The organism is Cupriavidus sp. USMAHM13 (genome assembly GCF_001854285.1).
Lineage (GTDB): Bacteria > Pseudomonadota > Gammaproteobacteria > Burkholderiales > Burkholderiaceae > Cupriavidus > Cupriavidus malaysiensis.
Genome location: NZ_CP017752.1, coordinates 1,375,143 through 1,400,866, shown reverse-complemented (window position 1 = coordinate 1,400,866; position 25,724 = coordinate 1,375,143). Strand labels below are relative to the sequence as shown.

22 protein-coding genes are annotated in these 25,724 nt (G+C 68.7%); 11 read left to right on the top strand and 11 right to left on the bottom strand.

What is annotated here, in order from left to right; translation table 11 throughout:
* Positions 1 to 329: 329 nt before the first annotated feature.
* Genes BKK81_RS24585 through BKK81_RS24570 form a run of 4 tightly spaced genes read left to right on the top strand, consistent with a single transcriptional unit; the run spans position 330 to position 4,318 of the window.
* The gene (locus BKK81_RS24585; protein WP_071018477.1) at positions 330 to 929 is read left to right on the top strand and encodes a GbsR/MarR family transcriptional regulator; all 600 of its coding nucleotides are present in this window, start codon (positions 330 to 332) and stop codon (positions 927 to 929) included.
* Positions 930 to 942: 13 nt separating this feature from the next.
* Positions 943 to 2,310, top strand: coding sequence for a cytochrome ubiquinol oxidase subunit I (locus tag BKK81_RS24580; RefSeq protein WP_071018475.1), 1,368 nt, complete (start codon positions 943 to 945; stop codon positions 2,308 to 2,310).
* The gene (locus tag BKK81_RS24575; RefSeq protein ID WP_071018473.1) at positions 2,307 to 3,329 is read left to right on the top strand and encodes a cytochrome d ubiquinol oxidase subunit II; all 1,023 of its coding nucleotides are present in this window, start codon (positions 2,307 to 2,309) and stop codon (positions 3,327 to 3,329) included. The genes BKK81_RS24580 and BKK81_RS24575 overlap by 4 nt, the downstream gene beginning before the upstream one ends.
* A 53-nt stretch (positions 3,330 to 3,382) precedes the next feature.
* Positions 3,383 to 4,318 carry an oxygenase MpaB family protein gene (locus tag BKK81_RS24570; RefSeq protein ID WP_071018471.1) on the top strand — a complete coding sequence of 312 codons (936 nt, stop codon included), beginning with the start codon at positions 3,383 to 3,385 and terminating at the stop codon, positions 4,316 to 4,318.
* Between the two features lie 55 nt (positions 4,319 to 4,373).
* On the opposite strand, the gene serC is transcribed toward BKK81_RS24570, so the two are convergent.
* The 4 genes from serC to BKK81_RS36840 form a co-directional block, all read right to left on the bottom strand.
* Positions 4,374 to 5,468: a 3-phosphoserine/phosphohydroxythreonine transaminase gene (gene serC / locus BKK81_RS24565; protein WP_071018469.1), complete on the bottom strand. Its 1,095-nt coding sequence runs from the start codon at positions 5,466 to 5,468 to the stop codon at positions 4,374 to 4,376.
* A complete protein-coding gene (locus BKK81_RS24560) occupies positions 5,468 to 6,733 on the bottom strand; it encodes an ATP-grasp domain-containing protein (protein WP_071018467.1) in 1,266 nt (421 codons plus the stop codon). Before BKK81_RS24560 ends, serC begins: the two co-directional genes overlap by 1 nt.
* Positions 6,734 to 7,397: 664 nt before the next feature.
* A complete protein-coding gene (locus BKK81_RS24555; protein WP_231908237.1) occupies positions 7,398 to 8,879 on the bottom strand; it encodes an MDR family MFS transporter in 1,482 nt (493 codons plus the stop codon).
* A 321-nt stretch (positions 8,880 to 9,200) separates the two neighbouring features.
* Complete coding sequence (locus tag BKK81_RS36840) at positions 9,201 to 11,210, bottom strand: methyl-accepting chemotaxis protein (RefSeq protein WP_071018464.1); 2,010 nt, start codon at positions 11,208 to 11,210, stop codon at positions 9,201 to 9,203.
* Positions 11,211 to 12,130: 920 nt separating this feature from the next.
* On the opposite strand from BKK81_RS36840, the gene BKK81_RS24545 reads away from it, so the two are divergent.
* The 7 genes from BKK81_RS24545 (at position 12,131) to BKK81_RS24515 (ending at position 18,542) form a co-directional block, all read left to right on the top strand.
* The gene (locus BKK81_RS24545; RefSeq protein ID WP_071018462.1) at positions 12,131 to 12,460 is read left to right on the top strand and encodes an RNA chaperone Hfq; all 330 of its coding nucleotides are present in this window, start codon (positions 12,131 to 12,133) and stop codon (positions 12,458 to 12,460) included.
* Positions 12,461 to 12,642: 182 nt separating this feature from the next.
* Positions 12,643 to 14,379, top strand: coding sequence for a flagellin N-terminal helical domain-containing protein (locus BKK81_RS24540; RefSeq protein WP_071018460.1), 1,737 nt, complete (start codon positions 12,643 to 12,645; stop codon positions 14,377 to 14,379).
* Positions 14,380 to 14,503: 124 nt separating this feature from the next.
* Positions 14,504 to 16,021, top strand: a complete 1,518-nt coding sequence (gene fliD, locus BKK81_RS24535) for a flagellar filament capping protein FliD (RefSeq protein ID WP_071018458.1) — start codon at positions 14,504 to 14,506, stop codon at positions 16,019 to 16,021.
* 24 nt (positions 16,022 to 16,045) lie between these two features.
* Complete coding sequence (fliS, locus tag BKK81_RS24530; protein WP_071018456.1) at positions 16,046 to 16,456, top strand: flagellar export chaperone FliS; 411 nt, start codon at positions 16,046 to 16,048, stop codon at positions 16,454 to 16,456.
* A 1-nt stretch (position 16,457) separates the two neighbouring features.
* The gene (locus BKK81_RS24525; RefSeq protein ID WP_071018455.1) at positions 16,458 to 16,787 is read left to right on the top strand and encodes a flagellar protein FliT; all 330 of its coding nucleotides are present in this window, start codon (positions 16,458 to 16,460) and stop codon (positions 16,785 to 16,787) included.
* A 142-nt stretch (positions 16,788 to 16,929) separates the two neighbouring features.
* Entirely contained in the window at positions 16,930 to 18,249 is a 1,320-nt protein-coding gene (gene fliK / locus BKK81_RS24520; RefSeq protein WP_071018452.1) for a flagellar hook-length control protein FliK, read from the top strand.
* Complete coding sequence (locus tag BKK81_RS24515; RefSeq protein WP_071018450.1) at positions 18,246 to 18,542, top strand: EscU/YscU/HrcU family type III secretion system export apparatus switch protein; 297 nt, start codon at positions 18,246 to 18,248, stop codon at positions 18,540 to 18,542. Before fliK ends, BKK81_RS24515 begins: the two co-directional genes overlap by 4 nt.
* Positions 18,543 to 18,705: 163 nt before the next feature.
* Here BKK81_RS24515 and BKK81_RS24510 read toward each other — a convergent pair whose 3' ends face one another.
* The 7 genes from BKK81_RS24510 to BKK81_RS24480 form a co-directional block, all read right to left on the bottom strand.
* A complete protein-coding gene (locus BKK81_RS24510) occupies positions 18,706 to 19,833 on the bottom strand; it encodes a DegT/DnrJ/EryC1/StrS family aminotransferase (RefSeq protein WP_071022221.1) in 1,128 nt (375 codons plus the stop codon).
* Positions 19,834 to 19,886: 53 nt separating this feature from the next.
* The gene (locus tag BKK81_RS24505) at positions 19,887 to 20,993 is read right to left on the bottom strand and encodes a class I SAM-dependent methyltransferase (protein WP_197524049.1); all 1,107 of its coding nucleotides are present in this window, start codon (positions 20,991 to 20,993) and stop codon (positions 19,887 to 19,889) included.
* A 111-nt stretch (positions 20,994 to 21,104) separates the two neighbouring features.
* Positions 21,105 to 22,259, bottom strand: coding sequence for a class I SAM-dependent methyltransferase (locus BKK81_RS24500; protein WP_071018446.1), 1,155 nt, complete (start codon positions 22,257 to 22,259; stop codon positions 21,105 to 21,107).
* A complete protein-coding gene (locus tag BKK81_RS24495) occupies positions 22,256 to 23,116 on the bottom strand; it encodes a phytanoyl-CoA dioxygenase family protein (RefSeq protein WP_071018444.1) in 861 nt (286 codons plus the stop codon). The genes BKK81_RS24500 and BKK81_RS24495 overlap by 4 nt, the downstream gene beginning before the upstream one ends.
* A gap of 14 nt (positions 23,117 to 23,130) precedes the next feature.
* On the bottom strand, positions 23,131 to 23,946 hold the full coding sequence (locus tag BKK81_RS24490; protein WP_071018443.1) for a cephalosporin hydroxylase family protein: 816 nt from the start codon (positions 23,944 to 23,946) through the stop codon (positions 23,131 to 23,133).
* Positions 23,947 to 24,072: 126 nt separating this feature from the next.
* Positions 24,073 to 24,762, bottom strand: a complete 690-nt coding sequence (locus BKK81_RS24485) for a metallophosphoesterase family protein (protein ID WP_071018441.1) — start codon at positions 24,760 to 24,762, stop codon at positions 24,073 to 24,075.
* Positions 24,743 to 25,723, bottom strand: coding sequence for an ATP-grasp domain-containing protein (locus tag BKK81_RS24480; RefSeq protein ID WP_071018439.1), 981 nt, complete (start codon positions 25,721 to 25,723; stop codon positions 24,743 to 24,745). The genes BKK81_RS24485 and BKK81_RS24480 overlap by 20 nt, the downstream gene beginning before the upstream one ends.
* Position 25,724: the final 1 nt, after the last annotated feature.

Sequence of the window (25,724 nt, the reverse complement as noted above, 5' to 3'; positions counted from 1 at the left end):
GCTGGAACGTGTGAGCCGCCTCGCCGCGGCTCAAGGCATGCATGCTGCATCTCATGGTGGAACAGAGGATCGGTGGAAGCATCGATGAGGAAGATCGTGCGGAACAGCCGACCGAGATGCACACCAGCCTCCTAGACGGGTTGACCTTTCGCCGCCGCGCCGAAGCGCATCGGAGCCCGCACTGCCGAGATAAAACCCGCTAACTGTGGGACGTGGCATGTGGGACGCGACACCCGCGACATCTTGTCCCACCCCGCCCATATGCAGTGCAGCAATCCGCATTCCCCACTAAACTTTCATAAATTACTAAAAATTCAAAACAGACAATCATGCAGCTATCGCCCCTGGTCCAGCGCTTCGTCCTGCATTTCGGCGAGATGGGAAGCCGCTGGGGTATCAACCGCACTGTCGGCCAGATCTACGCGCTGCTGTTCACCGCCGCGCGGCCGCTCAATGCCGACCAGATCGCCGAGGCCCTGGGCTTTTCCCGCTCCAACGTCAGCATCGGGCTGAAGGAGCTGGAGTCCTGGCACCTGGTCAAGCTGAGCCACCAGCCCGGCGACCGCCGCGAGTATTTCTCCGCGCCGGACGATGTCTGGGCCATCTTCCGCACGCTGGCGGAGGAGCGCCGCCGGCGTGAGATCGACCCCACCTTGTCGATGCTGCGCGAGGTGCAGCTCGAATCCCCCGCCGACCCCGACGACCGCCATGCGCAACAGCGCATGACCGAGATGTACCAGTTGATCCTGCTGGTGACGAGCTGGTTCGGCGACATGCAGAGGCTGGATGTCGCCACGCTGGAAAAGCTGATGCGCCTGGGTTCGCGCGTGACGCGGCTGCTCGAGGCCAAGGACAAGCTGAGCGGCGCCCTTGGCGGCAAAGCCACGCGCGCGGCCGGCAGCGGCAAGTCTTCCCGTAGCAAGCAGTAAGGAGTCGCCCCCCATGTTTTCCGAGCTCGACCCGGTCATGCTGGCGCGCGTGCAGTTCGGCGCCAACATCACCTTCCACATCCTCTTCCCCACCATCAGCATCTCGCTGGCGTGGGTCCTGCTGTTCTTCAAGCTGCGTTTCAACAAGACCGGCGACGCGCGCTGGATGGCCGCCTACCGCTTCTGGGTCAAGGTCTTCGCGCTGACCTTCGCGCTCGGTGTGGTCAGCGGCATCACCATGAGCTTCCAGTTCGGCACCAACTGGCCCGGCTACATGGAGACGGTCGGCAATATCGCCGGTCCGTTGCTGGCCTATGAGGTGCTGACGGCTTTCTTCCTCGAGGCCACCTTCCTCGGCATCATGCTGTTCGGCACGCGGCGCGTCAGCAACCGCGTGCACACCGTCGCCACGCTGCTGGTGGCCGGCGGCACCACGCTGTCGGCCTTCTGGATCCTGGCACTGAACTCCTGGATGCAGACCCCGGCGGGCTTCGAGATGATCGACGGGCGCGCCCACGCCACCGACTGGCTGGCGGTAGTCTTCAACCCGTCCTTCCCCTATCGCCTGGTCCACATGCTGCTGGCCTCGGGCCTGACCGTGGCCTTCCTGGTGGCGGGCATCTCGGCCTACCGCTGGCTGCGCGGCGACCGCGCGCCCGAGGTCCGTTCCACGCTGCGCACCGGCGTCGTGCTGGCGGCGGTGCTGATCCCGCTGCAGATCGTCGCCGGCGACCTGCACGGACTCAACACGCTGCACCACCAGCCGGCCAAGCTGGCGGCGATGGAAGGCATCTGGAAGACCGGGAAGGGCGCCCCGGCGGTGCTGTTCGGCCTGCCCGACGCCAGCACGCGCAGCAACGACTTCGAGATCGCCATTCCCAAGCTGGCCTCGCTCTACCTGACGCACAGCCTCGATGGCGAGATCCGGGGCCTCGACGCTTTCGGCGAGCGCCATCCGCCGGTGGCGCCGGTGTTCTTCGCCTTCCGCATCATGGTGGGGATGGGCCTGCTGATGCTGGCGGTGTCCTGGCTGGCCGCCTGGCAGACCCGGCGCGGACGCGAGCCGCGCCGCTGGCTGGCGCGCGCGCTGATGGCCATGACCTTCTCGGGCTGGGTGGCGCTGGTGGCCGGCTGGTACGTCACCGAGGTCGGCCGCCAGCCCTATCTCGTGTACGGCGTGCTGACCACCGCGCAGGCCGCCTCCAAGGTGCCGGCCACCATGATCGGCAGCACCCTGGTGATGTACCTGACGCTCTACGCGGCGCTGATCGCGGCCTATGTCTCGGTGGTGTTCTACCTGGCGCGCAAGGCCGGCGAGGCCGACGCGCAGGCCGATATTCCCCGCGGCATGATGCCCAGCCACTTCCGGAGCGCGCAATGACCGACCTGAGCCAGGCCTCCGGCTGGATGCCGGTGGTATTCCTCGCCCTGATGGGCCTGTCCATGCTGATCTACGTGATCCTCGACGGCTACGACCTCGGCGTCGGCGTGCTGCTGCGCCGCGCCGACGACGCCGAGAAGGACGCCATGATCGCCTCCATCGGCCCCTTCTGGGATGCCAACGAGACCTGGCTGGTGCTGGGCGTTGGCCTGCTGCTGACCGCTTTCCCGCTCGCCCACGGCGTGATCCTGACCAACCTCTACCTGCCGGTGGCGCTGATGCTGGCCGGCCTGATCCTGCGCGGCGTGGCTTTCGATTTCCGCGTCAAGGCGCGTGCCCACCACAAGCCGTGGTGGAATGCCGCCTTCTATGCCGGCTCTCTGCTGGCTGGCTTCTCGCAAGGACTGATGCTGGGCCTGTACATCACCGGCTTCCGCTACGACCTGCCCAACCTGCTGTTCGCCGTGGTGGTGGGCCTGTGCCTGGTGGCGGGCTACTGCCTGCTGGGCGCCGGCTGGCTGGTGATGAAGAGCAGCGGCCGGCTGCAGCGGCGCGCGGTCTACTGGGCACGGCGCAGCCTGTGGCTGACGGCGGTGGGCGTGAGCGCGGTCTCGGTGGTGACGCCGCTGGTCAGCGAGCGTATCTTCGACAAGTGGTTCTCGCTGCCGAACCTCATCCTGCTGGCCCCGGTCCCGCTGGTCACGGTGGCGTTGTTCGTCATCGTCGACCGCCTGCTGCGCCGCATGCCGGCGCTGCTGGACGCCGGCAACGAGCGCTGGTGCTGGGTGCCGTTCGCGGCGACCGCCGCAATCTTCCTGATGGCCTTCAACGGCCTGGCCTACAGCCTCTTCCCCTTCCTGGTGGTCGACCGCATCGACATCTGGCAGGCCGCCAGCGCACCGGAATCGCTGGGTGTGATCCTGGTGGGCGCCGCCGTGGTGCTGCCCACCATCCTCGGCTACACGGTCTACGCCTACCGCGTGTTCTGGGGCAAGGCCACCGACCTGCATTATTATTGAAGATGTGAAGCCGGCCGCCCGCGAGGCCGGCCGGCTGCCCTTCCCCGACTTCGATGCAAGGCCTGCACCGTCCCGACCCTTCCCTTGCCAACGGCCTGGCGCCGCGCCTGCTGGCACGGCTGCGCGAGCGCGCCGGCGCCCAGGTGCGCGCGCTCACACGCAGCAATTCCGGCCTGAGCCTCGACTACGACAACCCGCCCGGCGACCCCGGCCTGTTCGGCCCGGCGGCGCTCTGCTGGCGGGTGCACGCGGATTTTCCCGCCATGCTGGCGGGCGGTGTCAGCGCGCTGCTGATGCAGACGCTGCATCCGCTCGCGCTGGCCGGCGTGTGGGACTTCTCCACCTTCCGCACCGACATGCAGGGCCGCCTCGGACGCACCGCGCAGTTCATCGCCGGCACCACCTATGGCAGCCGCGCCGATGCCCTGGCGCTGATCGAGCGCGTGCGGCGCATCCACGCCGGCGTGCGCGGCACCGCGCCCGACGGCCGTGCCTATGCGGCGGACGACCCCGCCCTGCTGACCTGGGTGCACGTGGCGGAAGTCTCCAGTTTCCTGGCCGCCTACCTGCGCTACGTCGGACCGTTGTCGGTGGCCGAGCAGGACAGCTACTACGCAGAGCAGGCGCGTATCGCCGAATTACTCGGCGCCACCGGGGTGCCGCGCACGCGCGCCGCCATCGCCGACTACCTGCAGGCGATGCGGCCGCAGCTGGAAGCCAGCGAGCGCACCCATGAAGTGGTGCGGCTGGTGATGCAGATGCCGGTGGCCAATCCGCTGCTGGTGCCGGCCGTGCGCATCATGGCGGACGCCGGCATCGCCCTGCTGCCCGACTGGGCGCGCCGGCAGCTGGGCCTGCACGGCGCCTCGGTGCGCCGCCCGGCCTCGCTGGCCGGCATGCACCTGCTGGCGCCGGCGCTGCGCTGGGCGCTGGGCCCCGGACTGGCCGCGCGGGCGCGGCGCCGCGCGGCACGCCCGCCGGCATCCTGACGCCGGCACGCCCGGCAGGGCCGCGGCGCTCAGCCGGCAATGCGGCCGGGCAGGTTCAGGCGTGCGCCTGGCAGAAGGACTCCATGGCCTGCGTCAACGTCCGCACCGCCCCTTCGGTGACCGCGTTGTAGAGCGAGGCGCGCAGGCCGCCGATCGACCTGTGCCCCTCAAGCCCGACGATGCCCTGCTCGCGCGCCTCGGCCATGAAGGCCTGGTCGAGCCGCGCATCGCCGAAGGTGAACGCCACGTTCATCTGCGAGCGCCACGGCCGGCTCGCGTGGATCGAGACCGCGTCGCCCAGGCTTTCCAGCGTCTCGTACAGCATGCGCGACTTGCGCTGGTTGATGCGCTGCATCGCCTCCAGGCCGCCGATCTCGTCGCGCAGCCAGCGCGTGACCAGCGTCAGCACATAGATGGCGAACACCGGCGGCGTGTTGTAGTTGGAGCCGTTGGCGATGTGCGTCCTGAAATCCAGGATCGCCGGCAGGCCGGCGGGGATGCGCTCCAGCAAGGAGCGCTTGACGATGGCGACGGTCACGCCGGATGGCCCCAGGTTCTTCTGCGCGTGCGCGTAGATCATGGAATAGCGATCCGTGCGCAGCGGCGCGGAGAGGAAATCCGACGACATGTCCGCGATCAGCGGCACCGGCGCCATCCGCTCCGGCGCGGCGAACTGCAGCCCCTCGACCGTCTCGTTCGACACATAGTGCAGGTAGGCCGCCGCCGGATCGATCTCCAGCCGGTCCAGCGAGGGCAGCTCGCGATAGCCCGTCGCGGCACCATCCCAGACCACCTGGCTCGGACGCACGCGCGCGGCTTCCAGCGAGGCCCGCTTGCTCCAGTAGCCCGAATCGATGTAGGCCGGCGGGCCGAAGCCCTCCCCGGCGAAGTTCATCGGGATCATGGCGAACTGGAGGCTGCTGCCGCCTTGCATGAAGACGACGGCATAGTCCTCGGGCAGGCCGAGCAGGCGGCGCAGGTTGTTCTCCGCCTCGAGCAGGATGTCGCGGAACCACTCGGACCGGTGGCTCATGCCCAGCACGGAGATGCCGGTCTCGGGCAAGGCCGCGATGGCCTGGCGGGTGTGCGCCAGGACGGATTCGGGAAGCGCGCCGGGGCCGCCGGAGAAGTTGAGCTGGTTCGGGTTCATCAGTGGTCGCGATGATTGGTTTCAGGGCTGGACCGGGATGCCGCGCGCAGCAGCATGCCGGCAAACGCTTCGAATACCTTGCGCATCTGCGCTGGCTTGTGGGGGAAGGTGGCGGGGTCGTCCATGTCGTGCACGACCATGGCGGTGGCAACCTCGAAGACCAGCAGGCGGCCATCGGGCGCCTCCGCGCAATCGAAGCCGATATAGTCGAGGCCCGACTGCGCCGCGATGCCTTGCAGCGCGTCGCGATGCCGGGCGGCGAAGCCGGTATCGAAGTCGGCCATGAAGCGGGCCTCTTCTTCCCTGCGCTCCGGGTGGGCGATCATCTCCTCGTAGGGATAGTGGACCATCCAGTGGCGCGAGATACCCATGTGGCAGACGTAGGGCACGCCGTCGATCAGGACGATGCGGTACTTGCGGAAGAGGCCGTCCGCGCCGCTGTAGTCGATGAACGGCGCCACGTAGAACGTATCGGCCTCGGCGCCTTCCAGGTACTGGCGCAGTTCCGCCTCGTCCGCCACCCGCGCGAGGCCCTTGCCGGCGTGGGAGCCGACCGGACGCACGATGAACGGATACTGCCCGTCGACTTCCTGCGACAGGTTCCACTCGCCCCTGGCGGCGGCCAGCAGGCGCTCGCGGCCGACGCGGACCGTATGCGCCATGGCGATGCCGGGCAGCTTGCCCAGCAGGGCATAGGCGGCCTCGCGCGTGGTCAGGGCGATGTGCTCGGGCCGGTTGAGCACCGGGCGCGCCGAGGCAGCGATCAGCTCGGCCGCCCGTCCGAGCGCGCCGGCATTGGCATCCAGCGCGCACGCGGCGACCAGCAGGACATCATGCTCGGGCAAGGCGGCGGGCGGCGCCAGGCCGGGGTCGACATAGAGCGCTTCGACCTGGATGTCCGCGCCGGCGAGCAGGCACTCGAACGGCGTGTTCGCCATCAGGTCGCCCGGCGCCTTCAATGCCAGCAGACGCACGGGCCGCGGTGCCACCGCCTCCTTGAGGCGATAGTGCGTGCGGGTATGGAGCGCGAGTTTCTGGACGTCGAGGGCGGCATCCTTTTCATACTTCATCTCGAGTACCAGGGCCAGGTCCAGCAGGGCCTGCGGATCGTCATGCGCCTGGCAGTACTCGAGCAGGTGCGCGCCGACCGGTGTCAGGTCCTCGCCTGCTACGGCTTTTCTCAGCAACGTGGCCAGTCCGAGCGGCTGGTATGCGGGCGAATGCGGCGGACGCTGGTCGACAGCGTCGGTTTCGATGGGGGTCATGGGTGCCCGGTTGCCTATGGGTTCGGTCGGTGCGGTCCGCGCGGAACGGGCGGCGGCATCGGCCGCCGGCGCGGTCGCCGCGAAACGTTCAGTTGCTGCGGCCTGGACCGGCTTGCGCGCATGCGCCGGAGAAGGAAGCCGCCTCGCTCACATAACCGACCTCCTCCTCGAACCACCCCCGCAGAAGCGAAGCCGACGGCACGCCGCGGCCAAGCGGCGCCGGAACGGGAACCGCTTGCGCACGGGATGAGACCAGCCTCAGCACGACGGCACCACGGCGCCTTGCCTGTTCACTCATACGATTCCTTTCATTGGCTTGTACCGACCGGCAGGCGGGCGGCGGGCAGCGACACGACGCCCGCGAGCATCACGGCGCCGGCCGGGCCGGGTAGTTGGAGCACAAGGGTACCCCTGGCCACCGGCCCGCAATCGAATGAAAAGACATGGGAATTGACGCAAGCTTGCGTTTGCCGGCCGGAGCGTGGATAGCGCACGCCCCGTGCCCGGGCGGCCGGGCGGACAACGGCCTGCCCGGGTGACATCCGGCCGGGCAACCGCCGAAAGACGGCGATCGAGGCGGGCCTGGCCGGTGACCGCTGATCCGCGGCCGGCGGTGAACGCTATCCGGCAGCTATCCGGCAGCTATCGGACAGCAACTCCGCAACTACTCGGCAACCGCGGCGGAACTGCCGGCGGAGCCGCGCAGCGCGGCTTCGGGCAGGCGGGCCACCAGGAAGGGCGACAGCAGCGAGGCCGCCGCGCTGAGCAGGAACAGGGTGCGGAAGGCCTGCTCAGCGGCCTGGCGCACGGCGGCCGCGTCGCCGTCGCCGGCGCCGGACATGGCGCGATGAAACATGCTCATCAGCACGTCTTCGCCCCCCTTGAGTTCGGCCACGCCCACCCCGCTATGGCGCAGCAGGGCGATCAGGATGGTGGTCAGCACGGCCACGCCCACGGCGCCGCCGAGCATGCGCGAGAAGGCCGTCAACGCAGTCGCCACGCCGACCTGGCTGGGCGGCACGGCGTTCTGCGTGGCCACCAGGGCGCTGGGCAGCTGCAGGCCGATGGCCAGCCCCAGCGCACTCATCACCAGCGCGCACAGCCAGGTGGTGCGCGGATCGACGAAGGCCAGCGCCAGGATGGCCACCGGCGCAACCAGCGCCCCCACCAGCTGCAGCGGCTTGTACCGTCCGCTCCAGGACATCAGGCGACCGGAGATGAAGGCGCCGAAGGGGATCGCCAGCGTCAGCGGCACCAGGCGCAGCGCCGCGGCATCGGCGTGGGCGCCGCCCACCACCTGGAAGCGCAGCGGCAGCAGCACCGACATGGCGATCAGCTGGAAGAAGCACAGGAACAGCGTCACGCAGCAGATCGCCACCGTCGGCACCCCCATCATGCCCAGCGGGATCATCGGATCGGTGGCGCGGCGCTCCTGCCACAGGAACAGCGCCAGCCCGAGCACGCCGGCCAGCAGCAGTGCCAGCGAGGCCGGCGCGGTGGCGGCCTGGCCCTGGCCCAGGCGCGTCAGGAACACCAGCAGCCCGCTCAGGCCGCCGCCGAACAGCAGCGCGCCCAGGTAGTCGATGCGGTGGCGGCGCCCGCCCGCGGGCAGGTGGCGCAGCGCACGGCGCACCACCACCAGCGCCAGCAGGGACAGCGGCAGGTTGATCCAGAAGATCCAGCGCCAGGACAGGTAGTGGGCCAGGTAGCCGCCGATCACCGGGCCGGCCATGCTGGCCACCGCCCACACGCCGCTGACATAGCCCTGGTAGCGGCCGCGCTCGCGCAGCGGCACGACGTCGGCGATGGTCGCCTGCGAGACCGAGATCAGGCCGCCGCCGCCGAGGCCCTGCAGGATGCGGGCAAGGATCAGCTGCGGCATGGTCTGCGCCATGGCGCAGGCGAGCGAGGCCAGCAGGAACAGCGCGATGGCGAAGGTCAGCACCGAACGCCGGCCCAGCAGGTCCGACAGCTTGCCGTAGATCGGCGTCACCACGGTGGAGGCGACCAGGTAGGCGGAAATGACCCAGGCCATCACCTCGAAGCCGTTCAGCTGCATGGCGATCTCGGGCAGCACCACGGCGACGATGGACTGCTCCAGCGCGCCCAGCAGGATCGCCAGCATCAGGCCGAAGATCACCTGCATGACCGGCACGCCGGGCGGCGCAGCGGACGAGGGTGCGAGGGAAGGCGAAGCGGAGGCAGGCGCGGCGGCGCCGCCCTGGGCGGACGGCGTGTCGGGGGGACGGACTGTCATGTCGGGAGAGTGCGGCACGGCCGGCCGCGCGGCGAAGCGCGTGAAGACGCGCCGTGAGCCATGCCGCGCCCTGCTGCCCCGGCCGTTGCTGCTGTTTTTTGTGTTGGGGGCAAGCGAAGCCGGTATTGTAGGCTGAAGCCGGCCGCGCTGCCGGCCGCAGCATGGGGCGGCGGGGCCGGCGCGCGGCTGGAAGCTCGGCTGGAAGCTCGGCTAGAAGCTCTCCCAGTCCCCGCTGGCATGCTCCGCACTGGCGGCCCGCCGTGGCGCCTGCGCCACCGGCCGGCCGGCGGCGGGGCGCGACGCCTCGCGCCGGGCCGCTGGCAGCACACCATCCTGCGGCTTGCGCGTCACCGGTGGGCGGGCCTTGCTGGGCAGCACCGGCTGGCGGGCCGGCTCAGCGGCGGCGGAGGGCGCTTCGCTCCCGGTCCTGGCGGCCCTGGCGGACCCGGTGGCCCTGGGAGGCTGGGGGGGCTTGCCGGCCGTTGCGCCCGCATTCGCTCGCGCACGCGCGGGAATCGCCGGGGCGGCGGCCGGGCGCGCCACGGCGGCCCGGCGCGGCGCCGCCGGGGCCGGCGCGGGATCCTGGCGGGTCCATGCGGACGCGGCCAACGCGGATGGCGTGGACGGCGTAGATGGCGCCGCGACCGATACCGGCGCCGCCGGCGCGGCACCGACCTCGAAGCGAGAGGCCTCGTCGACCAGCCGCGCCGCCTGCCCCTTCAGGCTGTCGGCCGCCGCCGCGGCCTGCTCCACCAGCGCGGCATTCTGCTGCGTCACGCTTTCCATCTGCGCCACGGCGCGGTTGATCTGCTCGATACCCGATGACTGCTCCTGGGTGGCGGCCGAGATCTCGCCCATGATGTCGGTCACGCGGCGCACCGACGCCACGATCTCGTCCATGGTGCGGCCGGCATGCTCGACCTGGCGCGCACCGTCGTCCACCTGGCGCCCCGATGCCGTGATCAGCTCGCCGATCTCCTTGGCCGCGGCCGCGGAGCGCTGCGCCAGGCTGCGGACTTCGGATGCCACCACGGCGAAGCCGCGGCCCTGCTCGCCGGCGCGCGCGGCCTCGACCGCGGCGTTCAGCGCCAGGATGTTGGTCTGGAAGGCGATGCCCTCGATCACGCCGATGATCTCGGTCACGCGCGCCGAGGATTGCGAGATGCTCTGCATGGTCTGCACCACCGCGCGTACCGCCTGCCCGCCGGCGTCCGCCACCGCCGACGCGCCGACGGCCAGCTGGTTGGCCTGGTTGGCGTGGTCGGCGTTCTGCCGCACGGTGGAGGTCAACTGCTCCATCGAGGCGGCAGTCTGCTGCAGCGAGGCGGCCTGCTCCTCGGTGCGCTGGGACAGGTCGGTATTGCCGCGCGAGATCTCGTCAGTGGCGGCACCGATCGAGGCCGAGGCGCCCTGCACTCCGCGCGCCAGCGCCGACAATTGGCCGAAGGCACGATTCAGCGCCTCCAGCATGCGGCCCAGTTCGTCGCGCCCGTGCCGGGTGACGGAATGGTTCAGCCGCCCCTGGGCCAGCGCCTCGGCGGCCGCCAGCGCCTCGCGCGCGGCCGCGGTGATGGAACGCGTGATGGCGACCCCGGCCACCACCGCCAGCAGCACCGCCACCAGCGTCAGGCCGGCCAGCAGGTTGCGCGCGGTCGCATAGCTGGTATCGGCATCCCGCAAGGCGCTCACGGCCAGTTCGCGGCCGGTCGCGGCGAGTCCGTTGAGCTGCTCGAAGTAGGGTGCCTGGGCAGCCGGCAGCGTCGCCACCAGCGATGCCCGCGCCCCGGCGAACTCGCCGGAGCGCAACTGCCTCAGCACCATGTCGAGCTGGCCGTTGTAAGTGTCACGCGCCGACTTCAAGGCACGCATGCGTTCCTGCACCTCCGGCCTGCCGCTGGCATTGAGCACGCGATCGAGCTCGTCCAGCGTGGCGGACATCTGCTGGCGCAGGACATCGATCTGATTACCATTGCGCTCCACCGCCGTGGGATCCTCGCTCAGCGTGGCATCGCGCACCATCACCCCGATGGTCAGCGCCGACTCCTTGACCCGGTCCAGGTCCAGCACCTTGAACAAGCGCTGCTCGACAGTCTGGTGCATGGACACATTCAGCGCATGCAGGGAAAACGCCCCGACCAGCGCGACCGCCACCAGCAGTACCGCCACCAGCGCGAAAGCCCCCGACAAGCGGAAGCCGATGCCGACATTGCGCAAACGCATCTGCTCAATCCTCCTCAATCCTCGGTCTCTACGTTATGAACGCACACGCGCCGGCATGGCCCCGCAAGGCAGACGCCGACGCAAGCGGCGCTAACGGCCGCGCCATGCGCCACCTTGAGCGGAAAAACGAATAGAGGGGGAAAGCGCCGCCTGTTCCGCCAATGGGCAGGACAGCGCGGCGCGTCTAATACAGATGAGGTACCCCGGACAACGCCGGAAGCAGGACATCGCGGCTCCGGCCGCGATGTATCCATGCAGCGGGCCAAAAAAAGAAGCCCACGCGCGGGGTGCTCGTAGGCTTTCGAGGACTGCCAAGAGCCGAACGGCTCTGCTGTGAATATAAACGCGCTTACATGAGGTGTAAATCCTGCTTCCATCAGGGAAACCCCGGATGGCGCAGGTGTAGCTTCTGCCACTTTTTTGTGAACGGAAGGATGACGCGCACCTCTTGCCAGCGCAAAGAAGACGCCCCCTCCCGGCCGCCAAGCCTTGCAGCGACGTGGTCCGGGAGTCATGCGCCAGAACCGGCAGTCCGGCACCGGAAGATACCAGCAGATAACATTTCACGGTTCTCACGCTGCGTTTTAGAGGTAAACCTCTAAATGACGAGAGTGAGGACTGAGTCAATCTCCGAAAAACTTTGTTACTCTCGCCGGCTGAAGTGTTCCCCTTCTCTCCTGGCGACACCTCTCGGCCCCAGCCGCAGGGCAGCCCAGCGTCCCGCAACGGACCTTGCCCGATGCGCGCCGAGACGGTCAGCCCCTGCGGCCCTTGCGCCGGCACCGAGAGCGAATGTTTCATCCCTCGCCGCCATCGGGTTGCCGCGGTTTCCGCCCTGCTCTCGCCCGCAGCGAAGCCTGGAACCGATCCCCGAAGCGTAGTCAGCCGCCAGGACCCGTTCGGGCTCTTCCGGAGAAGCCGTGCACAAGAAGGTAACCAGGCCAACCCGCAGCAAGCGAAAACTGCAGTCGCTCCATTACGCCGCGCACTACGGTACGCACTCGCCGGTCGTCGTCCATCTCTCCAACGGCGTCCGCCTGCAGGGCCTGGTGCTGCGCATGGACGACTACGTGCTGCTGCTGGGCAAGCATGTACAAGACCAGCAGCCGCAGGTGGTATACAAGCACGCCATTTCCTGGGTGATGCCGGCCGCCGCCGCCAACTCTCCCTTCGATGCCCACCGGGACGAGGCCATCAACTCGCCCGAGTTCGTCGATCTCTTCATTCCACGCGGCCGCCGGCGGGGCTAGTTCCCTGCCCGCCGGGCTCCGGAATGCCCCGCTTGCAGATTCGACGCGAAGATCACTCTAAATCTTCTTCCCGCCCTGTCGATAACCCTTGCAACGGAGGCACCACTGATCCTGCAACGCAGGTGGCCAACGTTACGGCACCCGCCGGAATGTGCATATATCACTGGAAATAGGAGCCCACCATGTCAATGGTCATCAATACCAACGTGTTGTCTCTGATGACTCAGAACAACCTGAATGCGTCGCAGTCGAACCTGAGCACTGCGATCCAGCGCCTGTCGTCGGGCCTGCGCATCAACAGCGCCAGCGATGACGCCGCCGGCATGGCCATCGCCGACCGCATGACGTCGAACATCAACGGCATGACGCAAGCGCAGCAGAACGCCAACGACGGCATCTCGCTGGCCCAGACCACCGGTGGCGCCCTGAGCTCGATCACCGACAACCTGCAACGTATCCGCCAACTGACGGTGCAAGCGCAGAACGGCACGAACTCGGCTTCGGACCTGCAATCGATCCAGGACGAAATCACCCAGCGCCTGCAAGAAATCGACCGCACCTCGCAACAGACCCAGTTCAACGGCATCGCCGTGCTGTCGTCCAAGGCCAGCGCAGTCAGCATCCAGGTCGGTGCCAACGACGGCCAGACCATCTCGATCGGCCTGCAGGAAACCAGCACCAAGACCCTGAACCTGACGGGCTTCAGCGTGGCCGGCCAGCAGAACGCCGCCGCCAGCCAGACCGACCTGCAGAACGCCGTCGCCGCCGGCACCGCCGTGCAGGACGCCAACAACAAGAACCTGTACCAGGTCACCACCAAGAACGTGTTCGCGACCTCGGCACAAGTGCTGTCGAACCTGAAGGATGGCGACACCGTTGCAGTGGCAGGCGGCAACACCTACACCTACAACGCAAGCGCCGGCAACTTCAGCTACACGGTCAACACCACCTCGGGTAACGTTGCCGCGCTGGCCAACTCGCAGAAGCCGGCCTTCGGCCAGGCCACCGGCACGTACACCAACCAGACCGGCGCGACCGTGCAGTTCAAGGTCGACAGCTCGGGCAAGCTGACCGCCGCCGACGGCACCACCACGCTGTACGACGACGGCTCGGGCAACCTGACCACCAACAACACGACCGGTTCGTACGCCCAGGCCACGCTGGCATCGACCTTCACCGCCGCGTCGGGCGCCGCTGCCGGTAAGGCAACCATCTCGATCAACGGCACCACCTACAGCTCGGATGGCGCCAACGGCCTGAACAACACCGCCACCGCGACGAGCAGCGACGTGCAAGCGGCCATCCTGGCCGGCGGCTCGGGCAATGCCACCACGGTCACCCTGGGCAAGACCAGCGGCCTGAGCACCACGGTCAAGATCGACGGCGCCAGCGGCAAGACCGACGGCGCCAACGGCGCGACCTCCCAGTACATCGACGCTAACGGCGGCCTGACCAACACCGCCAGCTACACCACCAACTACCTGGTCGACTCGACCACGGGCAAGGTGAGCGTCGCTGCCAACAACGCCAGCACGGTTGCGGCAAACGATCCGAACATCAACGCCAAGGTCGGCCAGACCGCCTACGTGGATGCTTCGACCAACGCCTTCACCACCGCCGCTCAGTCGTCCACCGGCGCTTCGACGGCCGACCCGCTGACCGCCATCGACAAGGCCCTGGCCGCAGTCGACAAGCTGGCTTCGAGCCTGGGCGCGGTGCAGAACCGCCTGTCCTCGGCCCTGACGAACCTGGGTACCAGCATCACCAACATGAGCTCGGCCCGTTCGAACATCCAGGATGCCAACTACGCGACGGAAGTGTCGGCGATGACCCGTTCCAACATCCTGCAACAAGCCGGTACCTCGGTGCTGGCCCAGGCGAACCAGTCGTCGCAAAGCGTGCTGAAGCTGCTGCAGTAAGCTGAAGCCCCGCCAGCGCGGGGCCGGACGCCAGTCCGGCCCCGCGCGGGAGCATTTCCGCAGGGCTCCGGCCCTGCGAAAGTCCTTCCTTTCCTGATGGGTTCGGCCAAGCCAGGAACACCCCATGACGACCACCTCCTCGACCTCCAGCAGCTCCAGCCCCCTGATCACGTCACTCGGGGTCGGCTCCGGCCTGGACCTGAGCACCCTGCTGACCCAGCTGACCACGGCCGCGCAGACGCCGCTGACGCAGATCAAGAACCAGGAGACGGCCTACCAGACCAAGCTGTCCGCCTATGGCCAGCTGCAGAGCATGCTGACCGCCTTCCAGACCACGGCGCAGCAGCTCTCCAAGCCGAGCTTCTTCAATTCCACCACTGCCACCTCCAGCAATGCCGGCACGGTGGGCGCGACCTCCAGCACGAGCGCGGTGGCAGGCAGCTATGCGGTCAACGTGACGCAGCTCGCGCAAGCCCAGTCGCTGGTCAGTACCGGCCAGGCCAGCCAGACGGCCAGCACCATGACCGGCACCATCCACATCAACCTGGGCACCATCTCCGATCCGAACAACACGCTCAGCAACGGCGTCTACGGCAATGGCACGACCTTCGCCGCCAAATCGGGATCGAGCGGCGTCGACATCACGATCGACAGCAGCAACAACACGCTGCAGGGCATCGCCGGCGCCATCAACAAGGCCAACGCCGGTGTCACCGCCAGCATCATCAACGACGGCTCGGGCACGCCCTACCGCCTGGTGCTGACTTCGAACGCGACCGGCGCCAACAGCAGCATGCAGATCACGACGAGCAACGAGTCCGGCAGCGGCGCCTCGCTGTCGTCCCTGCTCGGCTATGACCCCACCGGGGGCAGCGCGCAGAACATGCAGCAGGTGGTGGCCGGGCAGAACGCGAAGATGACGGTCAACAACATCGCGATCCAGAGCGCCAGCAACAGCGTCACCGATGCCATCCAGGGCGTGACCTTGTCGCTGTCGCAGACCGGCGCGTCGACCGTGGCGGTGAAGCAGGACACCAAGACGATCGAAACCGGCGTGCAGTCCTTCGTCACCGCCTACAACAACCTGCAGAGCACCATCACCAGCCTGTCGGCCTATGACGCCAGCACCAAGACGGCCCAGCCGCTGACCGGCGACTCCACGCTGCAGGTGCTGCAGCAGCAACTGCGCTCGGTGCTCAACGCCGCGCAGAGCGGCAGCGGCAGCGGCGCAAACGCGATCAAGACGCTGGCCCAGGCCGGCGTCACCTTCCAGAAGGACGGCACGCTGTCTTTCGACTCCACCACGCTGGACAGCGCGCTGTCCAGCAACCCGAACGGCGTGGCCGCGCTGTTCGCCAACACCAACGGTGTCAGCGGCTACGGCAACCAGATCAATTCGCTGGTCACCAGCATGACCGGCACCAACGGCGCCCTCACCGCTGCGACCAACGGCATCAACCAGACGCTGACGAGCCTCAGCTCCCAGTACACGGCCTTGCAGGGCACCATCAACGCGCAGATCCAGAACTACCAGACGGAGTTCAGCCACCTGGACGTGCTGATGTCGCAAATGCAAAATACCAGCAGCTATCTCACGCAGCAGTTCAACGCGATGACCAAGAGCAGCAGCACCTCGGGTTGATCGCCGGAGCCGGAGCCAAGAATCATGTATGCACGCAATGCCGCCAACACCTACGCCAAGATCGGCGTGCAGACCGGGGCCATGTCGGCCAGCCCCCAGCAGTTGATCACGATGCTGTACGATGGCGCCCGCGGTGCCATCGCCCGCGCCAAGTTCCACATGGCCGACGGCAACATCGCCGACAAGGGCAAGGCCATCGGCCATGCCATGCGGATCATCGACAACGGCCTGCGCGCCTCGCTCGATCATGAGGCGGGCGGCGACATCTCGGCCAGCCTGGAACAACTCTACGAGTACATGTCGCGCCGCCTCTTCCAGGCCAACCTGAACAACGACGCGACCATCCTCGAAGAAGTGGACCGCCTGCTGGAGAACCTGGCCTCGGCCTGGGCGCAGATCGCCGCGACGCCGCAGCCGGTCGCCATGGAGTCCTGACATGCCGGCAAGCAGCCCGATCCTTGCCTGCTACGTGGAACTGGAGGCGCTCGCCAAGCGCATGCTCGGCGCCGCGGAAGCTGGCAGGATGGACGATGTCTACGCGCTGCAGGAGTCCTACCTGGCGCGCGTGGAACACCTGAAGACCCTGGACCACGACGCGCCCGCCAGCGTGGACGAACGCGACCGGCGCCGCGGCCATCTCGAGCGCATCCTGGCCTGCGACGCGGCCATCCGCGACCTGCTGATGCCCGAATGGAACCGCCTGAGCGACCTGCTGCGCAACAGCCGCCGCCAGCGCGACCTGCACCAGGCCTACCAGCCCGCCTGAGTTTCCCGCCGCCCTCGGCCCGAGCCCCCCCCCTCGAACCCGTCCCCCGTCCCCCGTCCCCGCACCGCGCCCGGCCCCCGGCGCCCGCCACCCGGCAATGCGGAACGGTCCAGGGCACAACGCGGCCTGACGAACGCCAGCCATGACCAGCATCCCGTCCTTGCCCGACCCTTCGCTGCTGACCGGCGCTTCGGCCTCGCAAGTCCGCTCCGCCCTGACCGCGTCGCGCCTGGCCACGCTGCTACCCCTCTCCGATGTGCCGGAAAGCGGGATGCAGAGCACCAGCGGCGGCACCGTGGAAGCGCGCGGGCTCGGCCAGGCCACCGCCGCCGGCACGCCCGGCGGCCCGCTCGCTGCGGGCGGCTCCACGCGCGAGACCTTGAGCTGGACCGCGCGCACGATCCTCGACCTGGTCGAGCGCACCGACGGCACGGCGGTACGCGGCGGCCAGCCGCTGCTGCCGGCCGCGCCGGCCGGGGCCGCAGCCGCGGCCACGCTGCGCAGCGCGCTGACGATGCTGGTCAACCAGAGCGGCATGTTCTACGAGAGCCATCTGGCGCAGTGGTTCAACGGCGCGCGCTCCCTCGATGCGCTGCGCCAGGAACCGCAAGGCCGTCTGCCGGCCGCATCGCGGCCGGACGCGCAGGATGGCGCCGCCGCCGGCACGACGGCGCAGGCAGCGCAGGCGGCGCCCGCGGCCACGCCCGACGCCCGCCCCGCCCCCCCGGTGCTGCTGCTGCCGGCCCCCACGCCAACGCCTGCACCAGCGGATGCGGCCGCCCGCCCGGCGCTGCCGGCCGGCGAGACACTGCTGGCCGCCCAGCCCGACGGCGACACCGATGCAGCGAGCCACAGCCCACCCCGCCCCGCCCAGCCGGATGGCCACGCGGCCCAGCCCGGCGCGGCAGCGCCGAGGCCCGGCAACCTCGCCGCCGAAGCCTACGCGGCGGTCGCCCGCGGCACCGCGCGCCCGGCGCGCGAACTGCAGGCAACGGGCAGCGACAGCGCCGCGCAACCGGCCCGCGCCGGCGTGCCCGACGCCCAGGAGGCGGCGCGCGGCGCGGCTCCGATCATCCATCCGGCCAGCGAGAACCTCGTCAGGCAGCAGCTCGACCTGCTGGCCAGCCAGCAGTTCCGCTGGACCGGCGAAGCCTGGCCCGGCGTTCCCCTCGACTGGGAAATCCAGCCGCAGACGTGGGACGACACCGGCGGCGGCGCGACGGACCGCGCCTGGTCGACGCGGCTGCGCCTGACATTGCCCAATCTCGGCGAAGTCGAGGCGCGCCTCAGCCTGCACGGTACCGGCCTGCAGGCGCTGCTGCTGACCCCCGACCGCGCGGTCGCCACCCGCCTGAATGCCGAGCGCTCCGCGCTGGCGGGCAATCTCTCGGCCAATGGACTGGTACTGATGCGGCTGGACGTCGAGGCCCTGCCGGCGAGCACGCAGGAGGCCGCGCCATGAACGGATCCGATGGACAGGATGCACGCGCGGCCGCCGTCGCGCTGCGCTACGACCCCGAGCATGGCCGCGAAGCCGCCCCGCGCGTGGTCGCCAAGGGCTATGGTGTGGTCGCCGATGCGATCATCGCGCGCGCCAAGGAGGCGGGCGTCTATGTGCACGACTCGCCGACGCTGCTCAACCTGCTGATGCAGGTTGACCTGGATGCGCAGATTCCGCCCGAACTGTACGTTGCCGTGGCCGAGCTGCTGGCCTGGCTTTACCGGCTGGAGCAATCGTCGCCCGAGGCGGGCTGACGCCGACGGTGCCGCGGGCGCTGCGCCACCGGCCCGATCGGTGCATCGGGCGCGCCGGGCGCATCCGGCGCGACACCTCCTGCCACGCGCCCTGCCCCGGACCTCCGCCCGGCGCCTTCGCCATCGAGCCGGCCACCCGCTTGCGGAGAGCCGATGCCTCGCTTCAGGCCGAGGCCAGCAGCCCCTTCAGCTCCCGCGCCACGCGCTCCACGTCGGCACGCTCGAGCTGCAGGCCGGAAGGCAGGTTGATCGCATGCGGCCCGATCTCGTAGCAGACGCGGTTGCGTTCACGCGCCTGCAAGGCCGAGGCGCTGCCGGCATAGGCCTGCAGGCTGCTCAGCGGGCTGAAAAAAGGGCGTGTGTCGATGCCGCGCTCGGCCAGGTGCCGGATCGCGGCGACCTTGCCGCCCAGGCGTGCGGGCAGCACCGCCGTGACCATCCAGTAGCTGTTGCGCACCTGCGGCGGCTCGCTGTTGAGCGTGATGTCTGAGCAGCCGTCCAGTGCCTCGCGGTACCAGGCGAAGATCTCGCGCTTGCGCGCCACCAGTTCCTCGATGCGCTCGATCTGCGCCAGCCCGAGCGCCGCCTGCAGGCTGCTCATCTTGTACTTGTAGCCGACCTCGCGATTGTCGAACAAGGTGTCGCCGGGCTGGCGGCCGTGGTCGCGCAGCACCAGCACGCGGCGGTAGATGGCATCGTCATCGGTGATCAGCATGCCGCCTTCGCCCGTGGTCAGTGTCTTCGAGCCATGGAAGCTGAAGGTGCCGACCGCGCCGAGCGTGCCGGCCGCGCGGCCCCGGTACTGCGAGCCGGCGGCCTCCGCGGCGTCTTCGATGACGGCAATGCCATGGCGCCTGGCCACCGCGTGCAGCGCCTCGTAGTCCGGCATGCCGCCGTACAGGTCGACCGCAATCAGCGCCCGCGTGCGAGGCGTCACGCAAGCCTCCACCGCCTCGGCCGACAGGCACCAGGTGTCGCGCTCGATATCCGCGAACACCGGGGTCGCGCCGACGTAGCTGATCGGCGCGGCACTGGCGATCCAGGTGCAGTCCGGGACGATCACCTCGTCGCCCGGGCCGATGCCCAGTGCCAGCAGCGACAGGTGGAGCGCCGACGTGCACGACGGCAGCGACACCGCATGCCGCACGCCGTGGTAGTCGGCGAAGGCACGCTCGAAGCGCTCGTTGTAGACATTGGCGTTCGACAGCCAGGCATGGGAGACCGCGTCGGTCACATAGGCGATCTCTCGCTCGGTGATGGAGGGGCCGGAGACGTGGATGCGTTTCATCATGGACAGGAGGTTCGGGACATGGGCCACGGGCGCCAGGCGCGCCGTGGACACCTTCAGAGATAGAGGAAGTCCAGCCCGCGGCTGCGCCAGCTCTCGACCGACTCGATGGCGGCGCGCGCATTGCGCGGATTGACGCCAACCAGGACTCGCCGCACCCCGGCGGGCAGCGCTTCCGGCGGCACCACCGGTCTGCCCCAGCAAGGCCGTCCGTACAGATGCACGTTGCGGTCGACGAAGCAGGTGACGTGATCGATCGAAGCCAGGCTCGCGGCGACGAAGTTGCCGTAGAAGCCGGCGCCATAGATCGCGCTGGCACCCTCCGCGCGCTGCTCGAAGACCTGCACGCGCGTGGCGGCCTCGCGCCAGTAGCGTGCCATCTCCAGCGCCGCTGCCTCCAGCCCGGCTATGGCAGCCGCGTCCGGCGGCACCACGGCGCCCTGCGCCTGCCTGGCCCGCCGCGCCGTCACGACGAACACGACGTCGTGGGACTGTTCATCCACCTGTACGTCGGTGAAACCATTCGCGGCCAGCAAATGGCGCAACGACTCCGGCGTGAAGTGGTTGAGATGGTCTGCGACGATGAAGTCGCCGATATTGCGCCTCACGTTGGGAACGGTGAAGTGGAAGGTACCGTCCGGCGCCAGCAGCGCACGGATCTCTGCCAGCACCTGGGCGAGCCGCGGGATATGTTCCAGCGCGAAGAACGACAGCACCACGTTCATGGAGCCCGCCCAGGCAGGATCAACGCGGTGCGTCGCCCATCGGGCCGGGACCGGGAAACGCTCCCACAGCGGGATGTACTTGTCCGTCACGTCGAACAGGAAGGGTACGATGCCGGGTGCCAGTGTCGCCGCGACGCGCAACGTGTCAGCCTTGGCGCAACCATAGTCGAGCACGCGGCAACCGGGCCGCAGTTCGACCTTGGACAGCAGGACCCTGGCCTGGTGCTCGGCCAGCGCTACCGGCCTGCCGTCGACGATGGTGTACTCGGTGGTGGTAAGAATCTCATAGGAATTGGCGTAGTAGTCCGCCAGGTCGAGCAGCTCGCCGGTCTGCAGATGACCGCAGTGGCGGCAGAAGTACACCTCGGTGCGTCCCGCCACACGCGAGTTCATCGTGGTGAACGAGCTATCGCTGGCCGAACGGTAGATCGGTGCCACCAGCGGGGTCCCGCATACATTGCAATCACATGCCACTGTCATTCCCCCGCGCCGCTGCGCGGCGCTGCGTTGATCGATCGGCGGTCCGCCCGCCGGAGCGCTGCGGGCGCCTCAGAGATAGAAGAAGCTGATGCCGCGGCCACGCCAGGCCTCGACGGCCTCGATCGCGCCGCGCGCGGCGCGTGGGTTGACGCCCACCAGCACGCGCCGCACATTCTCGGGCAGCCCGTCCGGAGCCACCACGGGACGGCCCCAGCAGGCCTGCCCGTGCAGATGCGTGTTGCGGTCGACGAAGCAGTCCACGCGCTCGGGCGATGCCAGGCTGGCCGCGATGAAGTTGCCATAGAAACCCGCCCCGTAGATGGCGCAGGGCCCGTCGCCGTCCGCCTCGAAGGCACGGATCCGCGCCGACGCCTCGTTCCAGTACGCCGACATCTGTCGCGCCGAGGCTGCCAGCGCCCCCAGTTCCACCGCGTCCGGCAGCGGCGGCCGCGGCACCGGTGCTGCGGCCAGCCGCGCCGTCACCACCAGCGCGGCATCGTGCGCTTCGTCGTCGACCTCGACGGCATCGAAGCCGTTGGCAGCCAGCAGGTAGCGCATCGAGGCCGGCGTGAAATGATTCACGTGGTCGGCCACGATGAAGTCCGCGGCATTGCCCAGTACGTTCGGCACCACCAGGTAGAAGGTGCCGCCCGGCTTGAGCAGCGCCTTGATGTCGGCCAGCGCCCGCTCCAGCCCGGCGATGTGTTCGAATGCGAAAAAAGACAGCACCACGTCCATGCCTGCCGCCCAGGCCGGATCGACCTGGTGGGTCGCCCATTGCGTGGGCACCGGGAAGCGCTCCCAGTACCCGACGTACTTGTCGGTCACATCGAACAGGAATGGCCGGATCTCCGGGCTGGTGGCCACCACCTTGCGCAGCGTCGCGGCTTGCGCGCAGCCGTAGTCCAGCACCCGGCAGCCTGGCGGAAACTCGACCTTGGCGCGCAGCACTCGGGCCTGATGATCGGCGCGATAGACCGGCTGGCCGTCGACGATCTGGTACAACTGGTCAGCCTCCGCGCTGGCCAGGTTGATTTCGTAGACCTTGGCATAGTAGTGGGCCAGGTCCGGCAGCTCACTGGTCTGCAGGTGGCCGCAGCGGGCGCAGAAATGGACCTCGGTGCGGCCGCCGACCGGGGTGTTCATCGTGGTGAACGAGCGATCGCCGGCAGACCGGTAGACCGGCTCGCCCAGCGCGCCCGCGCAGACATTGCAGCAATTCACGAGTCCCCTTCCTTGACGAAGTATTCCTGGAACAGCGCTTCCACTTCAGCGCCCGCGCTGATCGACGGCTTCCAGCCCAACCGCATGCCGTAGTCATCGCGGAAGTTGAAGAAGCGCGACTGCATCGACCAGCGCGCCTCGCTCGAGACGTTGAATCCCGATTGGTGGATCACCAGGAAATCCAGCACGATCAGGTCGCCTGGGCGCGTCAGCGGCGCGACCTGCTCGTAGCCCGCAGCCACCTGCTCGTCGTCGACGATCCCGATGCGGTAGGCGCCGGCCTTGGCCGCGCCGGCGCCGCTCTTGCTGCAACGGCGGATGCCGTCGCGATGCGAACCGCGGCACACCACCACGGGCCCGAGTTCCGGCGTCAGCGCGCGCAGCGGGCTCCACAGCACGATGCCGTCGACGCTCTGCGGCTGGAAAATGAACTCCTGGTGCCAATGGCTGCGGAACTGCTCTTCATGCGGCCGATCGATGCGGATGCCGTAGCTGGCGCCACCGATGCCGGCCAGGTCGGTGTTACGCAGCTGCTTGAGCAGTGCTTCCGACTTCTCTGCCGCGACCAGGCGCAGGAAGGCGGGAATCTGCTTGACCAGGTCGTAGACTTCGCCGCCCAGCCGCCGGTCGTGCGCGACCAGCCGCTCATAGCCCGCATCGAAGCACTCGGGCCGAAAGTCGCCGCGAGCCAGCGCGACGCCATGCCGCTGCGCCACCAGGCCGATGATCTCGTGGATCGCCCGCTGGATCGGCAGGATCTCGCGTTCCACGTCATAGAAGCCGCGCAGCACCAGCACACCGTCTCGCGCGAACGCCTGCCGCATGGCGCCATCCAGCCCCGCCGACACCGCCTCCATGTCGCCCTCCCCCCTCACACGCGCTTCAGGTAGCCGTCCGGCGCCACGGTGATCTGCAGCTTCGTCTCGAGCGCGAGATCGATCTCGAAGTGCAGGTCCTCACCGTCAACGCCCTGCGCCGGCTCGCGCTTCAGCGCTTCCAGATAGGCCCATACCGCGGTCTTCGGGCTATTCCCCTTGCCCCATGGACGATCCGCCGAGAGATGCGGTGCCTGGTCCTCGACCAACGTATCGAACACAACGCAGTAGCTGCCGCGGCTGGTCAATGGCGCGTAGGCCTGCAGTTCCGCCAGCACGTGATCGTGGGTGTGGTTCGAGTCCAGCATGACCAGCACGCGCTGGTAGCCGGCGGCGCGGCGGCGGACTTCCGTGACGACGGCGGGGTCGATGCTCGAACCTTGCAACATGTCGATCTTGTGTGACAGCGGATGGTGCTCGATCTCGGCGCGGTTGTGGGCACGGATGTCGATATCCAGCCCGAGCACTCGGCGATGCGAGGCGCGCGGATCGAAGGCGGTGCCCGCTTCGACCGCCTCGCAGTAGTCGAGCATGGCCAGCATGGAGGCGCTCAGGATGAGCGAACCACCATGGGCGATGCCGGTCTCGATCACCAGGTCGGGACGCACTTGCCAGATCAGTTCCTGCACCGCCACGATGTCCTGCGGATACTGGATGATCGGACGTCCCAGCCAGCTGAAGTTGTAGCAATACCTGCCTGCCGCGGCCACCTTCTGCATCCAGTCCAGCGAGGCGCCACGCAGCGAAGAGTCGGCGCCGAGCCGGCGGATGTTGTCTTGTACTTCCTGTTGGAATTGCTCAATCGGATTCATGTCGTTCCCGCTTGCGTTCCGGCGCGCTTCCTGTCACGGCGCGCCGCTGTCGTTTAGCCTCTTGCTGCCCTTCCCCACGCGCCGGTAACCGGTGCCCCGCCGTGTGCGTCAGTGCGCCGATTCCCGTCAATATTCGATGGCAACCTTGTCGATGCGCCCGCCGATCTGAGCCCCCTGGTACAGGCAGGACGCATAGTGCGGCGGGAACCCCGCGCGCGCCATCGCCTCCGCTGTCTGCGCGATGTCATAGGCGACCCGCTGCAGGCGGATCTCTTCTCCGTCCAGCACCGCGAACGCCGCACGCGGATCGCCATCGCGCGGCTGGCCGACCGAGCCGGGGTTGCAATAGGTCCGCTCGCCGATGACCGCCAGCGTCTGCACATGGGTATGGCCGGAAAACAGCCTCCTGGCCTGCGCCGGCACGGTCTGCGCATCGATCCGGTAGAGGTACTCATCCATCGGGTCGTTCCAACCGCCATGCACGAAGCGGTTGTCGCCTTCGGCATGCATCGGCACCGACTGCTCCAGCCAGGCGCGTTGCTCGGCGCTGACCACGCCTCGCTGGTAGGCGATGATCTCGCTGACCAGGCGCGAGCGCGGGCAGTCGACCGCCGAGACCAGGTAATAGTCATGGTTCCCCATGACGTTGAGCGCGCCCAATTCGCGCAGCAGGTCGATGCATTCGCCGGGCTGCGCGTAGTAGCCCGCGACGTCGCCCAGCGAGAGAAAGCGGTGGCAGCCGAGCCCGCGCGCGGCGTCGACCACCGCGCGCAATGCCGGCAGGTTGCCGTGGATATCAGAAAGAATCGCCAGCATATTCGACGAAGTCCTCCGCGTAGCGCCAGGCGCGCCCCGCTCGCAGCACCGGCGTGGCAGGACGGCGCGCGTGCGCGTAGAAGTCCACCGCCATGGCGGCCTCGTTGTAACCGAAGGCCGTGCGCAGCGAGGCACTGCTGGAAAAGCGCGGATTGATCTCGAGCAGGTAAGCCTGCCCGGCCTCCACGCGGAACTGGAAATTGGTCGGACCGAGCGGACGCAGATGGCGCACCAGGGTCCCTGTAGCGGCCACCACCGCCGGCTCGTGCGCGGTCTCGGCGAAAGCGGTGTTGCCCGCCTGGGCCAGGCGCCGGCGCATCACGATGGGGGGCAGCGCCTCACCGTCGCCAAAGCCGAACACGCCGACGGTGTACTCCTCGTCGTCGCTGCCGACGATGCGCTGGACCAGGTTGTTGCCGCCATGGCGGCCGCGCCAGTAGGCATGGTCCGCAGCGTCGTGCAAGCGCACCACGCCGCGCGAACCGTTGCCGTCACGCGGCTTCATCAGCAGGGGGGCGGGACCGAGAGCCGACAGCAGCATCTCCCAGTCACCGTCCTGCCGTGTCGGGATGGCCGGCAGTCCGAGCGACGCGACCGCCTGGCCGCAATGCCACTTGTCAGCCGACAAGGCGATCAGTTCACTACGATTCAGCGCCAACGGCACGCCCAGCCCGGCGAACAGCTCGCGCTGGCTGTCGAGATAGAGCACATCGAGTTCGAGTGCCGGAAGCACCAGGCCCACCTGCTCGGCACTGACCAGCTCGCGCCAGAAGCGCCGGTAGGCTGGATCCGACTCGTCGCAGCGCGGCTTGGCGTGGAAGGCATCGCACAGCGAGCGGCCCACGCTGTCCGGGTTGCGATCCACCCCGACCACGCGCAGCGGCAGGCCGCTGGCGCGCAGGCTGCGCACCACGCCTTGCCCGATGATGGCTCCGACACCGGTGACGACGACGGTCAGCACG